10 protein-coding genes are annotated in these 14,340 nt (G+C 60.8%); 5 read left to right on the top strand and 5 right to left on the bottom strand.

From position 1 onward, the window contains the following. Positions 1-21: 21 nt before the first annotated feature. The 5 genes from JNK74_17320 to JNK74_17300 all read right to left on the bottom strand — a co-directional run bounded on the left by JNK74_17320 (position 22) and on the right by JNK74_17300 (position 7,715). Positions 22-1,401: a DUF1501 domain-containing protein gene (locus JNK74_17320; GenBank protein MBL7647945.1), complete on the bottom strand. Its 1,380-nt coding sequence runs from the start codon at positions 1,399-1,401 to the stop codon at positions 22-24. A gap of 88 nt (positions 1,402-1,489) precedes the next feature. Further along, the gene (locus JNK74_17315; protein ID MBL7647944.1) at positions 1,490-4,873 is read right to left on the bottom strand and encodes a PSD1 domain-containing protein; all 3,384 of its coding nucleotides are present in this window, start codon (positions 4,871-4,873) and stop codon (positions 1,490-1,492) included. A gap of 153 nt (positions 4,874-5,026) precedes the next feature. Continuing rightward, positions 5,027-5,932 (bottom strand): sugar phosphate isomerase/epimerase, encoded by a 906-nt coding sequence (locus tag JNK74_17310; GenBank protein MBL7647943.1) that lies wholly within the window; start codon positions 5,930-5,932, stop codon positions 5,027-5,029. 25 nt (positions 5,933-5,957) lie between these two features. Beyond that, complete coding sequence (locus JNK74_17305; GenBank protein MBL7647942.1) at positions 5,958-7,274, bottom strand: Gfo/Idh/MocA family oxidoreductase; 1,317 nt, start codon at positions 7,272-7,274, stop codon at positions 5,958-5,960. Positions 7,275-7,289: 15 nt separating this feature from the next. Beyond that, complete coding sequence (locus JNK74_17300) at positions 7,290-7,715, bottom strand: type II secretion system protein (GenBank protein ID MBL7647941.1); 426 nt, start codon at positions 7,713-7,715, stop codon at positions 7,290-7,292. Positions 7,716-8,074: 359 nt separating this feature from the next. On the opposite strand from JNK74_17300, the gene JNK74_17295 reads away from it, so the two are divergent. From JNK74_17295 to JNK74_17275, 5 genes are all read left to right on the top strand, one after another. Further along, positions 8,075-9,559 carry a PLP-dependent transferase gene (locus JNK74_17295; GenBank protein MBL7647940.1) on the top strand — a complete coding sequence of 495 codons (1,485 nt, stop codon included), beginning with the start codon at positions 8,075-8,077 and terminating at the stop codon, positions 9,557-9,559. A 13-nt stretch (positions 9,560-9,572) separates the two neighbouring features. Then, entirely contained in the window at positions 9,573-10,361 is a 789-nt protein-coding gene (locus JNK74_17290; GenBank protein ID MBL7647939.1) for a carbon-nitrogen hydrolase family protein, read from the top strand. 200 nt (positions 10,362-10,561) lie between these two features. Next, positions 10,562-11,932, top strand: coding sequence for an MFS transporter (locus JNK74_17285; GenBank protein MBL7647938.1), 1,371 nt, complete (start codon positions 10,562-10,564; stop codon positions 11,930-11,932). After that, complete coding sequence (locus tag JNK74_17280; GenBank protein MBL7647937.1) at positions 11,925-12,812, top strand: SDR family oxidoreductase; 888 nt, start codon at positions 11,925-11,927, stop codon at positions 12,810-12,812. Before JNK74_17285 ends, JNK74_17280 begins: the two co-directional genes overlap by 8 nt. A gap of 273 nt (positions 12,813-13,085) precedes the next feature. Further along, positions 13,086-14,267 (top strand): DegT/DnrJ/EryC1/StrS family aminotransferase, encoded by a 1,182-nt coding sequence (locus JNK74_17275; protein ID MBL7647936.1) that lies wholly within the window; start codon positions 13,086-13,088, stop codon positions 14,265-14,267. The last annotated feature ends 73 nt before the right edge of the window (positions 14,268-14,340 follow it).

Raw genomic sequence — 14,340 nt, 5'->3', positions numbered from 1 at the left:
TAAAGCCTCCGCTCAATAACCTTATGCCAAAATATCATGCACGATGTGTCCGTGCACGTCGGTCAGGCGCATATCTCGTCCGCTGTAATGGTAGGTCAGCTTCGTGTGATCAAAGCCCAGCAGATGGAGTATCGTCGCGTGGAGATCGTGAATCTCCACCTTGTTCTCGATCGCCTTGTAACCGAATTCATCCGTGGCGCCGTAGACGACGCCGGGCTTCACGCCGCCGCCCGCCATCCAAATGGTGAAGCCGAAGGGATTGTGGTCGCGCCCGACCGTGCCCTGGGCGAAAGGCGTTCGCCCGAATTCGCCCGCCCAGATCACCAGGGTTTCGTCCAGCAGTCCGCGGCACTTCAAATCCTTGAGCAGGCCCGCAATGGGCTGGTCCACGGCCAGGGAATTGAGACTGTGGTTGCTCACCAGATCGCCATGGGCGTCCCAGCGGTCTTGGCCGTCGATGGGCGGGCAGGTCAATTCGACGAAGCGAACCCCGCGTTCAATGAGTCGCCGTGCGATGAGGCACTGAAGGCCATAGGCGCGGGTCTGTTCATAGGCGGCTTCCATGCCATAGAGGCGTTTGGTCGCATCGCTCTCGCCTTTGAGATCCACCATGTCGGGAACCGCCGTCTGCATGCGGTAGGCGAGTTCGTAGTTGGCGATGGCGGCCTCCAGCGCGTCGTGGTGGCCGCGCACATTGAGGGACGCTTGATCGAGTTGATTGAGCAGGCCGAGCTGGGCGATCTGCGCGCCCGGCACACTTTCCGTGGGGGCGATATTTGCCAGTGGATAGGCCTGCGCCTTGAAGAGCGATGCCTGGTACGCGGCGGGAAGAAAGCCCGCGCCGAAATTGTCCACGCCACCGGAAGGGATAAGGCCACCGTTCAGCACAACGAAGCCCGGAAGATTCTGATTCTCCGTGCCCAGTCCGTAGAGCGTCCACGCGCCCATGGAAGGGCGACCCACGAGGCCGTGTCCCGTATGGAGAAAGTAATTGGCCTGGTTGTGTTCGGAAAACTTCGATACCATGGAGCGGATGATGGCCAGGTCATCCACACACTCGCCCACGTAGGGGAAGAGATCGGAGACCGGCGTCCCGCTCTGGCCATATTGCTTGAAGGCCCAGGGACTGCCCAGGGTGGAGCCGTTGTTATCGAATTGGGTTGGCTCCATGGTCATCGAAAACGGCTTTCCGTTCTCGGCAGTCAGACGCGGTTTGGGATCGAAACTGTCCACCTGGGAGACACCACCATCCATGTACAGGAAGATGACGTTGCGGGCCCTGGCGGGATAGTGCGATGCTGCGGGTGCGACCCCGCCGCGCTGCACGGCGCCGTAAGCGCGCTCGGCGAGCAGGGCGGAGAGCGCTATGGCGCCGAAGCCATTGGCGCAGCGCAGCAACATGTCGCGCCGGGTCAGGGGCGCGGGGCTCGTATGTTGCCGACAGGCGCATCCAGTTTCACGGTCTTGATTCATGGGGTAAATCCTGGGCTCAGCCGATGTAAATGAATTCCTTGAGCATGAATATGGTATGGCACAAGTCGGTCAGCACGCGTCTGTCCTTCCAGACGTCGCCATCCGAGATGCCGTAGAGCGCGGCCTGGGACCGCACGAAAGCGCCGAGCGCGCCACGTTCGTCGTCCCGTGGGGCCCGTGTAAGTGCTTCCTGATAGAGCCGTTCCAGCAGGGTATCGAGATCCGGGGGCTCGCTCGCCAGCATCCTTTCGCACCAGACCTGTGCCTGGGCCAGCACGAAGGGATCATTCATCATGATGAGCGCCTGCGCGGGCAAATTGGATACCGTTCGGGCGCCGATGGTGGTGTCGGGGACAGGGGCGTCGAAGGCCATCACCATGGGGAGAAGGTGATTGCGACGCACTTCCAGATAGACCGTGCGGCGTCGATTGCCATCCATCGGGCCGGACGCGGGGCTGCGCCGGTTCTGCTCGAATGGAGCCACGTAAGCCTGAACGGACGGGCCGTACATGGTGGCGTCCAGATTGCCGCCGAGCGCCAGGAGGGAATCGCGAATAACTTCGCCTTCAAGGCGCTTCACCGTCATGCGGTGGAGATAAAGATTCGCCGGATCGAGCTTCTCGCTTTCCGGGGAGCAGGGCACGCTGCTCATTCGCCACGTCTCCGTACTCATGAGGTATTTGATGAGCCACTTCGTGGACCACCCGTTTTCCACGAAGCGCGTGGCCAGGAAATCCAGCAGTTCGGGGTGCGTGGGCGGCTGGCCCAACTTGCCGAAATTGTCCACGGACGCCACGATGCCCCGCCCGAAAAGATGGTGCCAGATCCGGTTCACGTACACTCGGGCCGTCAAGGGGTTTGCCGGGTCCACCATTTTCTCCGCCAGCGTGAGCCGATCGGGCGCGACGGGATCGATGCGGGTGCTCAGCGCCGCCAGAAAGCCACGGGGTACGGGGTCGCCGGCATTCCTGTGGTCGCCGCGGATGAAGTACTCCGCATCGTCGGGGGAGCCGTCGGTGATGGCCACGGCTTTCATGGGCTCCGCAATGCGTTCTTCGGACTGGAAGAGGGCCGCTCGGATGGCGTCGCGCTCAGCAAGTTTTTCCGGGCTCCACCAGAGGCCCCGACGGAGGAGAAGGGCGGCATAGGGGTTCGAGCAGCGGGCTTGAAGATCGCCGGTCGCCCACGCGGCTCGAAAAGCCGCTTCGTAGCGCCGTGCGAGCTCTTCCAGCGTCGCTGTCGCGTTCGGGGCATCCGGCTGAACGAGATCCGCGAAGGACAACGCCGGGTCGATCGGCGGCTCAGGATTATTGCTGAAAACGATCTTGTCGACCGCGATGTAACCATTACTTTCGTCGATAATCTCGATGTAGGCGGTTCGTCCCCGGTATTTTCCCACCTGCTTGCCCATGGAGTGCCAGGCAAAGGCCCCACGGGTGTCGCCCACGTAGATCATCGTGTCGCCAAAGAGGAGGCCATTGTCGGGTGTCAGTTGGTAGCCGTCGATGACCAGTCGAATGCGCGTGTTCTGCCCCGCCAGACGGAAATGGATATAGTCGCTGTCAATTTTGAAATTGGGGGAGCGGAGTATGCCCTGCAGGCGCCCAGCGCCGAGGCCGCTGTGAGCCGTGCCCTGGAGCGTGGGGAACACCTCCCCGTGGAGAAACTGCCAGGCATTGGCCGGGGAAGGTGCTGCGCCAAAGGCGTCTCCCGAATTGAACCAGCCCTCGAAGTCCGTCCCATCGAAGGTGGCATAGACCCGGTTCGTCGGATCTTCCTGAGTCGTCGCGGGCGCGGTGGCCAGAGCGCGAGTGCTGTCGAGAAAGGTCTGGGCTTCCGCCACGCGCGATTCGCGGGCGAGTCGATGCCAGGCATGGAGGGGATGACTGGGCCTTTCGACGCCCGGCTCGGACAGGGCCACAACCCAGCGATCGAGCAGGTCCGCGTCAAGCTGCATTTCTCCCGCAACCACGGCGATGGGGCGTCCCACGGCGGGCCGTGGCTCGGGATGCGCGTTGTCCGGCGGAATTTCCAGGGGTACGCCGTCCGTGGGCTTGGGTGCGTCGAACAGAACGATTGCGGCTGCTGTTAAATAAGGGGCGACGGAAAGGTGATCGACAGTAGGTGTCGCGTCAACGACGGACAGCGTTCTGGCGATCTGGTCGCGGAACACGGCCTGGTGGGCCACTGTACTGGAGTGTATTTTGTGGCCGGGATCGAGAAAAGCCACCGATTGCCGGGCGCTGTAAAGGTGACCTGCCATCCCGTAGTAGTCCCGTGCGGGAATGGCGTCAAACTTGTGGTCGTGGCAGCGGCTGCAAGAGACCGTCATACCCAGAAAGGCCTTGGACATGACATCGAGCTGGTTGTCGATGCGATCCGCCTGATCGCGCTGCACGTCCACCGGGGCGTGGGTGGCCTGGTGCATGTACCAGAAGCCCGTGGCGAGGACCGATTCGTTGAAGCGTCCCTCGCGATTCTCGCGCGGCTGCTTCAGCAGGTCGCCCGCGATGTGTTCGCGCACGAACTGATTGTAGGGCACGTCGTCGTTCAACGCGCGAATCACATAGTCGCGGTAGGGCCAGGAATGGCGAATGGGATAGTCGCCTTCGTGGCCGTGGGTCTCGGCATACCGCACGAGGTCGAACCAGTGGCGCGCCCAGCGTTCGCCGAAGGCCGGCTCGTCCAGGAGTCGATCCAAAAGGCGGCTGTAGGCGTCCGGCGAGGCGTCGGCGACGAAGGCATCCACCTCTTCGGGGGCGGGCGGGAAACCGGTCAGGGCAAAAGAGGCGCGCCGCGCAAGCACCCGGCGATCCGCCTCGGGTGCGGTGGTCAGTCCCTTTTCCTCGCGCTTCGCCTGGAGAAACTGGTCCACCGGGTGGTGCTGAAAGCGCTCATCTTGAACCGCAGGCGGCGCGGGATCGCTCACAGCCTGCCAGGCCCAGTGCGTATCGCGCCGTTGCTCCAGGTCGAAGACCTCCACAGCCGCGCCGCCCATTGGTACGGGCTCTTCAGGCCAGGGAGCGCCGCGCGTGATCCATTCGGCGAGGGCGTCGCGCGCTTCCTGGGGGAGAATGCCCTTGGGCGGCATCTGGAGATCTACGTTGTCATACGCTACGGCGAGCTGGATACGGCTCTCGGCCAGATTCCCTGCGATGAGGGCCGGGCCGGACTCGCCACCCGCGAGGATGGTACTAATATGGTCCAGGCGCAGACCGCCCTTCTGGGTTTCCGCGCCATGGCACTCGTAGCAATACTGGCTCAGCACCGGTCGCACCTTGGATTCAAAGAATTCCAGGTCCTGGGGCGATGCCGGGGCTCTCATTTCTTCGGCAATGACGCCGGAACCAACGGTCAGCGTCCCGATGAACAGAGCGCGCGCGAAAGACTTCAAAGACATGCTAATACCCGCCTGACGTGTTGCCAATACTCGATGGATACAGTGTACACAAGACGATGGGGAAAATCACCCGGCGGATGGCGGGCGTAGCGTGCCACACAGATACCCGTCGTCCTCCTGAAGTTGTTCGCCGGGTTCTGAGACCCGCCCGCCTCACACCCCGTTTGCCATCAGCCGCCCGTCGATAAATTCCTTCGCCCGGGGTACATCCGATTCATCCAGGTGCTCGATGATGATAGGAATGTTCGGGTGCTTCCGGGCGAGGCGCTTCAGGTAGAGGTCGTAGTTCAACACTCCCAGCCCCGGCGGGGGCAATTCAATCATGCCGACGCCCTGCAAGGCGTGCCCTTCACCCGCGTCAATGTTGGAAAGCACCACGCCCTGATCCTTTTCCGCCTTGCGCACGTCCTTGGCATGGGCGATGACGATCTTGTCGGATAAGGCATCGAAGATGGCGTTGAGTTGCGTGTCCATTTGGTCGATATTGTGCGTCTCGAAATAGTTCGTCGGGTCCATCAGCAGGCCAAGTGTCGGGTCGTTGATGTCGGCAAAGAGCCGAAGGGTCTCCTCAATCGATCCGATGACATTATTGACGTAGGTCTCGATGAGAAAGCGCGCGCCGTGCTCTCGGGCGCACTGGACGATGTCCGCGATCACGTCGCGACATTCCTCGTAGCCCTCGCGCGTCTTGTTTCTTGGATGGTGTACCCAGTCGCTGTCGGGGTCGAAGGTTCCCGTCTCGCTGATGACGTAGGGGGTGCCCAGTTCGCACGCGTGGTGGAGGATCTGTTTGAGCATCGCCAGATTGGCCTTGCGTTTATCCGGATCGGGGTGAACCAGGTTCGTGTAGCCCGAGATGCAGCAGATGGGCAGATTGTAGCGGCGAAAGGTGTCGCGGATGGTCTTGCATTTCGCCGTGTTGATGTCGTTAACACCGAGATCCATATCCTTGAAGACGAGGTCGAGCTGGACCGTGTTGAAGTTCAGCGCCCGGATGCGCCGCGCGCTCTCTTCCAGCGTGTAGGGGAAATAGGCGTTTAGAATTCCGACTTGAATCATGTTGATGCTCCGTCGTGTTTGAACGTCAGTTTGGCATGCGCCGGATGTTACCCGGAACCTGGGGCTGGTGACTACGGGCGCTTTCAATCGCCGCGAAACACAACGCCAAACTCCTCAAATTGTTTCGGGCGCTGTTAGCTGGGGGGCGGTTCTCGGCGATGGCGCACAGCAATTCCGCCATGGTTCCTTCGAAGCCGTTCTTGAACCATTCTCCGGTTAAGGCGGGGCGTGCGATACCGTGCTCGTTGTACAGCGTTACCGCCTGGTGGCTTAAGTCGGGGCCCGTGCTTTGGAGGGTGCCGAGCGTGCCCGCGATGAAACTGTGGTCTGTCGCGCCGAATTTCGTGGCCGCATCAAACACCAGCGTGGCCTGAGCGTTTGGGTACTCCACAATAACTTGACCCAGCATGGGCGGTTTGTTGGTCTGGCGTGCCGTCCGCGCTTCCGAAGCAAAGACACGCAAGGGCGCGGTATCGCCCATGAAGCAGGTCAGCATGTCGAACCAGTGAATCGCGAAGTCGTACAGAATCAGGTGCGGTATGTCGTTAAAGACCGTAGTCTCGGTCCAGGCATGGTCCCAGTGCACCGCCAGATGGACGGCGTTTACCTCGCCGATGACTCCCGCGGCGATCGCCTGGCGCATGTAGCTGAAGTGGGGGGCCCAGCGGCCGTTCTGATTGACGGCGAGCTTGAGATTTCTCTCCTCCGCCAGCGCAATCAACCGCTCGCCTTCGGCAAGGTCCAGCGTGAAGGGCTTCTGGCTCAGCACATGCTTCCCCGCGCGAAGGGCGGCCTCGATCATGGCACCCCTCACCTCTACATGGGTGGCGATATCCACCACTTCGATACCGGGGTGTGCGAGCAGGGTGACGTAGTCCGCGTAGACCGCGCCCGAAGGATTGTAGGTATCCCGCCGACCCGATGCACGGTCTTCATCGACATCGCAGAAGGCCAGCACGGGAAAACCGGCGTCGCGGTAAGCGTCGAGGTGGTAGGCCGTGATGCCCCCGCACCCGATGAGACCGATTCCCGGTATGGGCTGGGGCGCACGGGGCGGAAGCCAGGGGAGCTCCGGCGCGGGAATCTCGTCCAGAGCCTGAGTGGAAGAAACTTTCAGATCGGATTCGCCCACGACTCGTTGCCTCACTGCGTTTGGGTTGCCAGTAGAGGAGTGTACCCGATGGCCGGGAAGGATTAAAAAGTCATCCGTCTTGCCAGAAATACGAAGCCCCCCGAAGTGGGGGGCCTGCCCAATGTGTCTGCTCCCGCTTTTTCCGCGCGCAGCCGAGTCCAGGTTTCCAGTATCGGCGCGGCATGGGGTGCGCACCGACACCACCACCATCCTCAAGTCCGTAAGTCAGCCGATCGGCTCACCCGATCCGTCCGCATCGCCCATCACGGCGAATCGAATGACCCCGGAAGCATCGGTGTAAAAGCCGTGGTTCCCGGTCACGCCATACTCCTTCGCGTTGGCGTTGAGCGTAAAGTTGTCCACATCACCGCCGAGGACAAAATTGTAGCCGCCCCGGGCCGGATCCCAGTCGCCCGCCAGGAAGGATGGGGTGGCCGTTGTCAGGTCATCGAAATCCGTCGCGAACACATAGTTCGTCGCGCTGTAGGCCGTCTGTGCGCCCATCACCGTCCGCAGATTCTGTATCGCCGCCGATTCGTTGGTCTGGATACGCGAGCGCAGCAGATTCGGGATGGCGATGGCCGCAATGATGGCGATTATCCCGACAACAATCATGAGCTCAATCAGAGTAAAGCCGCTTTTTTTGCTCATATCCCATCTCCTATCCGTTCGTTATGATCAGTGCGGTAATATTCTGTACCTGGAGGTCAATTGACCTGCCAGGATAGAGCATTTGCCGTGCCAGATGCTTAAGGTGTTGTAAACAGGATGGTTAGCAATATGCCCCCTCTCGCGACCACCCGGCGATGCGCATTATTTCGCCCCTGAGGGGGACTGAGTGACAAAAAATGTCACTTCTCCGGGCGCCGGACTCCGCCTCGGGTGCGCATTTCCGGAATAACACCCGATTGTGCTATGGTGTGCGGCCCGTAAGCCCCCTTCAATGTGTGCATGGATCGAGGGGCTGCGTAGGAACATGTCACCCTTTTACGCCATGGTACGCCCGACTGATGAGCCGAAATCTTCTGATTGATCCCTGCTGGAGCGCCGAGGACCTGGGGAAGCCCCTGCCGGATTCGCCCCACGCTACCTCCGTGGCCCTGCCCTGCTGGGATCATGCCGTGGGCTACGAGGAAGGCCGCCCGGAAATTGTCTCCGCCATGCAACTGGGTTATCCCCGTTTCGTGCTTCATCCCCAGGTCGCCGAACTTTTCGCCCTGCTCGAGAAACGCTACGGTCGGCCCGGTGAGCGATGTTTCGCCTTCCCCTCGGAGGAAGCCGCGGACCGGTGTGTTCTCTTCCTCATGGAGCGAGGCTGGGCCAACGCGCGCCGTGAACTCTGCCCGGAGACCCGGATCCATGGGGTCTTCTTCCCCGAGGAGGGTTTCCGCGATGCCAAGGCCTTCTGGCAGCATTTCGGGAAGATCATCAGTTCGCGCCGGGCGGAAGCCGCCCTCGAAGGGCGCGAAGCCGCTCCCGGCGGCCCCGAAGCCAAGAAGATAATCCGCGAACGCATCGGCGCTTTTCTGGGTGAATCCCCCGACCACGTGTGGCTCTATCCCTCGGGCATGGCGGCGATGAGCCGGGCCATGCGCCTCGTGCAGGAACGTCGCCCCGGCGCAAAAAGCATCCAGTTGGGCTTTCCCTACGTCGATGTTTTCAAGGTGCAGACGGTCTCTGGACCCGGAAGTCACTTCGTGGGAGACTATGATCTCGATATGGTCGGCGCGCTCCTGGCCTCCCAGCCGATTTCCGCCATCGTCTGCGAATTTCCCGGCAACCCACTCCTGACGGGCTGCAGCCTGCCCGACCTCGCGAAACTCGCCCACCACCACGGGGTTCCTCTGATCGTAGACGACACGGCGGCCACGTACGCCAACGTAAACGTGTTTCCCCATGCGGACATCGTGGTGACCAGCCTGACCAAGGCCTTCTCCGGTGAGGGTGACGTGATGGCGGGGGGGCTGGCGGTCCATGGCGGGGGGCCCTTTGGCGCCGCGTTCGCGGCCGAGGCCGCCCGCAATTTTGACGAGCTCTTCTGGGACGACGATGCGATCGTGTTGGAGCGGAATTCCCGGGATTTCGAACAACGTGTGTTCAAGTCCAATGCCACGACCGAAGCGCTCTGCGACTGGCTCGTGCGGCAGCCCGCGGTCCACTCGGTGTTCTATCCCAAGTATTGCCTGCGCGACGCTTATGGGGAGATCATGCGACCCGGCGGCGGTTATGGCAGCCTGTTTTCCGTTGTTCTCCACAACGGCCCGGCCAACGCGCCCCGGTTCTATGATCGCCTCCAAATCTCAAAGGGCCCGAGCCTCGGAAACAACTTCTCCCTCGCCTGTCCCTACACCTTGCTGGCCCATTTTGAAGAGCTCGACTGGGCGGAGAGCCACGGGGTATCTCGCTGGCTCGTCCGGGTATCCATCGGTCTGGAACCGCTGGAAGATCTCAAGTCCCGATTCGCCGAGGCCTTGGACGGACTCACCATAGCTTAGGAACGCGGACGTCATGCTGAGAAAGAAAATCGAAGCCGCAGTCATTCAGTTTGACTGTCCTCCCGACAAAGACGAAGCCATTGCGCGCCTCGAGACCTTGATTGGCGAGGCCGCCGTGGGCGCGGATCTAGTCCTCATCGCCGAGACCCCCTTCACGCCCTACACCACGGTCGCCGACTTTCGCCCTCTGGCGGAAGCGGTGCCCGGTCCCTTCAGTGACCGGCTTGGCCGACTCGCCCAGCGCCACGGAGTATATCTGTGCAGCGGCACCATCGAGCGCGATGGCGATGCCGTCTACAATACGGCCCTGTTTTATTCGCCGGGGGGCGATCTGCTCCACAAGCACCGGAAAGTCACCCTGGCCTCCTGCGACCTGACCGGCGGCTTCACCGCGGGGTCTACAATCGAGGTCGTGGAGACGCCCTTTGGCCGGGTGGGAATTCTCATCTGCCTGGACACCATCGAACGCGCCAACCAGAACGCGATGGCGGAGCAGCGTCCGGACCTTATCCTTGTGCCCTCCTACGGCCTCGCCAAGACCAATTACGGTAAGTCCGAGGTCATCGACTGTATGGTCGATGAATGCCTCGATGAGTGGCGCATGAGGATGCGGATGCTGGCCAAGTTCTGCGGGGCCTATCTTCTGCGTGCGGACCACTGCGGTGTGGAAGGGCCGCAGGTTCGGGTGGGCCACTCTCTTGCAATTCACCCCGGCGGCCACGTCATCGCCGAGGCCACCATGCGCCCGAGTATCCTTCGGGTGACGCTGGACCCATCGCGCGCGGAGCAGATGCGCTGGTAGTATTCTTGCAGCGGCGGCGTGCAAGCGGTACTATATCGGCTCTTCCAGATGGGGAGCGTCCGGAAGCCCAATAATCTTCACCGTCGGGGTAAGATATTCCAACCCAGGAATCAACCCAATGCGCGCCGATCGGGGTGTGGTAACCTTTAATACTGGACGCCTCCGCCGGTTCTGCGATTTCACCCGAGGAGTAGTAGTTCGTGTCCGCTGCATTAAAGCCCCTGAATAGCGACCAGCGCGCCTGGCAATACAAGATTTTGTTTTCCACCTACATGGCCTATGCGGGCTTCTATCTTGTTCGCAAGGCCTTCGGTTCCGCAAAGCCCCTGATGCTGGAAGAGGGGAGCGGCTATGATTTTGGCCTCCACGGCGTTTCCTACATCTGGACGGCCTATCTCGTCGCCTACATGATCGGCCAGTTCGTCAACAGCTTCGTCGGACGCAAGTATGGTCCCCGGAGTCTCCTGCTCGGTGGCCTGGGTGCTTCCATCGCCATCAACGTCGTCTTCGGTTTCTCTAACTCCCTGAGCACCTTCATCGTGTTCATGTTCTTCAATGGACTCGTGCAGGCCGCGGGCTGGCCCGGCGTGGTGGGGGGGGTGGCGGAATGGCTGCGCAAAGCGGAGCGCGGCACCATCATGGGCGTTTGGTCCACCAGCTATCTGGTGGGCAACATCGTTGTGAAGGCCCTGGCGGGCTGGCTTCTCGCCCATCTTGGCGTTCCCTATGCGTTCTGGGGCTGTACCCTCGTTGCCTTCGCCGTGTGGTGGATTATCTACTTCTGGCAGCGGGATAAGCCGGAGGATGTCGGTCTCGATCCCATCATCGATCACGACGAAGACGCCGTGGACAATGCGGTACAGGCCTCTACCGCCGAGTCCGTCAACTTCAAGGACTATCTCCGGATTGTGCTCAATCCCATCGTGCCCCTGATGGGCATTGCCTATTTCTGCATCAAGTTCTTGCGCTATGCCCTTGATTCCTGGCTGCCCACCTTCCTCTATATCCAGTCGCGGCAGGAAGGACTGGACCCCGCCAATCAGCTCGGCGTGGATCAGGCATCCTATTACTCCACCATCTTCGACTTCGCCGGTTTCGCGGGCGCCATCATAGCTGGAATCGTGCTGGACCGACTGTTTCGCGGGCGGTGGGAGCGCCTTACCCTGCTGATGGGCATCGGCATTGTCGTGGGCTACCTGATGGTTTTGCAGTGGGGTACCGATCCGACCATGCTCGCAATTTGCTTTGGCATGGTGGGCTTCATGCTCTACGGACCGGACACGCTGCTGTGCGGTGTCGCGGCGGTCGTCGTCGCGGGCGAGCGCAACGCCGTGGCCGTTGCGGGGCTGGTTAATGGCATCGGCAGTATCGGGCCGGTCGTGCAGGAACTCTGGATTCCCTACCTCATGGAGGGACGCGAGCCGGTGGATCAGATTCGAAATGTGAACATGCTCGGCCTCGGGACGGCCCTGCTCTTTGTTGTCATCATGTTCATCCTCTCGTGGCAGGTTCATCGCATTCACAAACGAAACGAACTGCGTCAGCAGTCGGAGCAAAGTTCGAATGAGTAAGAAGGTTCTCGTCACCGGTGCCAGCGGGTTCGTCGGCGGCAGCGTCCTGCACCATGCGCCCGCCGACTGGGATATGCATGCCTGCAGCCGAAGTCCCCTCGCGGGGGTGCCCGCCAACGTGGTCCATCATGCCTTTGACCTCGCCGACAAGGCGAAAACGGCGGAAATCGTCGCGTCGGTAAAGCCCGACGCCATCATCCACATTGCGGCCATTGCCAATATCGACTATGCCGAGGCCAACCAGGAAGAGACCGCGCTGGTCAACACGGAGACGACCGGTCGCCTGGCGCGCCTCGCGGCCGAGCATGGCGCGCGTTTCCTCTTCTGCTCCACGGACAATGTCTTTGACGGTGTGGACGGTTTCTACAGTGAAGATGCCCTCGTATCACCGGTTAATTTCTACGGCCGCACCAAAGTGGCCGCGGAAGTCCTCGCCCACGAGGCCCTGGAAAACTCCGTCATTGTTCGCGTGGCTTTGGTCATCGGCATGCCCATCATGGGGTCGGGCAATTCATTCCTCGTGAAGATGGAAGAAAATCTCCGGGAAGGCCGGGAGATTCAAATCCCGGAGAACGAAGTGCGTTCGCCCGTGGACGTCATCACCCTCGGGAAAAGCCTGCTGGAACTCGCGGGGAACGACTTTACCGGAACCATCAATCTTGCGGGCAGCACCTGTCTCAATCGTTATGAAATGGCGAAGCAAATCGCCCGAAAGCTCGGCCACAGCGAAGGCCTGATCGTCCCGACCGACTCCAATGCCATGCCCGGCCGCGCACCCCGGCCCAACAACGTTTCCCTCGCCAATGCCCTGGCGAAGGAAACGCTGAAGACTCCCATGCGCGATTTGGACGAGGCGCTGGATATGATCTTTGGAAGGTGAACCGCGAATGAACGCGAATTAACGCGTATCTTCGTTGGTTCGGGGACACGTTCGCTGATAAGTGCCTTTCCTATGCTTGTTTTCAATAGAGCAATCCCATCACGGGGCTTCGCCTCAACCATAGCGGTGAAATATACGCCAGTATCTGTCGCGAGAGCCGAGGCTATTTTTGAAGCAGACGATATGCGACGATAAAGTCGCCACTTCAGTTGCCGGTATTCTTAATTCGCGTTAATTCGCGTCCATTTGCGGTTCAAAAAAAGAGGTTTCCCCATGAACGACGAACTTACCATCAAGTTTGGCAGCCAATACGGTCCGGAAGAAGAGGCAGCGTTGCTGCGCGTGTTGCGCGACAACGCCCCCACCTGCGGCAATGCCTGCGTTGATTTTGAAAAGGAATTCGCTGAGTACTGCGGCACAAAGTACGCCCGGGCCGTCAGTAACGGCACCGCCGCACTGTTCCTGTCCATGGTTGGTCTGGGCATCAAGCCCGGCGACCGCGTCATCACCACGCCGATGACGTGGATTGCCACAGCGGCGGTCCCGGTGACCCTTGGCGCCGAAATCGACTTTGTCGACGTGGATCCCGTGACCTTCAACCTCGATCCCGCCCAGCTCGAAGCGGCCATTACGCCGGACACGAAGGCGATCATCCCCGTGCACCTCTACGGCCAATGTGCCGATATGGACGCCATTCTCGCCATAGCCGACAAGCACGGCATCCCGGTGGTGGAGGACTCGTGTCACACCATCGGCGGGCAGTACAAGGGCCGCATGGCGGGTTCCATGGGCGCGGCGGGTTGCTTCAGTTTTCACGAGCAGAAGAACATCTCCACCCTCGGCGAAGGCGGCATGGTCGTCACCAACGATCCGGAAATTTTCGAGCGTGTCTCACTCTATCGTTCCCACTGCACACGGGTTCATGGTGGCAACACCAAGTACTGCGCGCTGGATCCCGACAAGTTCCCCATGGACAAGAAGTTCTGGTGGCAGGACTTCGACGACTGTGGCTACAACTATCGCATGACCGATATCCAGGCCGCCGTGGGCACCGAGCAGTTGAAAAAGGCCGATGTCCTGAACCAGCGCCGGATCGACAACGCGGCGTATCTCACGGAGCATCTGAGAGATGTGCCCGGACTTACCCTGCCGACGGTACTGCCGGAACACAAGCACGTCTTCCATCTCTATCCTGTCATGATTGATCCTGCGGTCTTTGGCGTAAACAAGGAAGACTTCATCTACCGTATGCGCCACGAGAAGCAGATCCACATCGGATTCCATTACATCCCACTCCACTGGTCCACCGCCTTCCAGAATCGCGGTTACACCCGGGGGCAGTTCCCCGTCGCAGAGACCATGGCGGAGCGGCTGGTGACTTTCCCGATTAATCCGCGTCAGAGTCGCGAGTCTCTGAACACCTTGATCGACGCGGTGAAGGCGATGAGGGGGTAGGCTGTAGGCTGTAGGCTGTAGGCTGTAGGCTGTAGGCTGTAGGCTGTAGGCTGTAGGCTGTAGGCTGTAGGCT

It is taken from the genome of Candidatus Hydrogenedentota bacterium (assembly GCA_016791475.1).
GTDB lineage: Bacteria > Hydrogenedentota > Hydrogenedentia > Hydrogenedentales > JAEUWI01 > JAEUWI01.
Note: the sequence above shows the minus strand (reverse complement) of the source record. Positions and strands in the feature narration are given on the sequence as shown.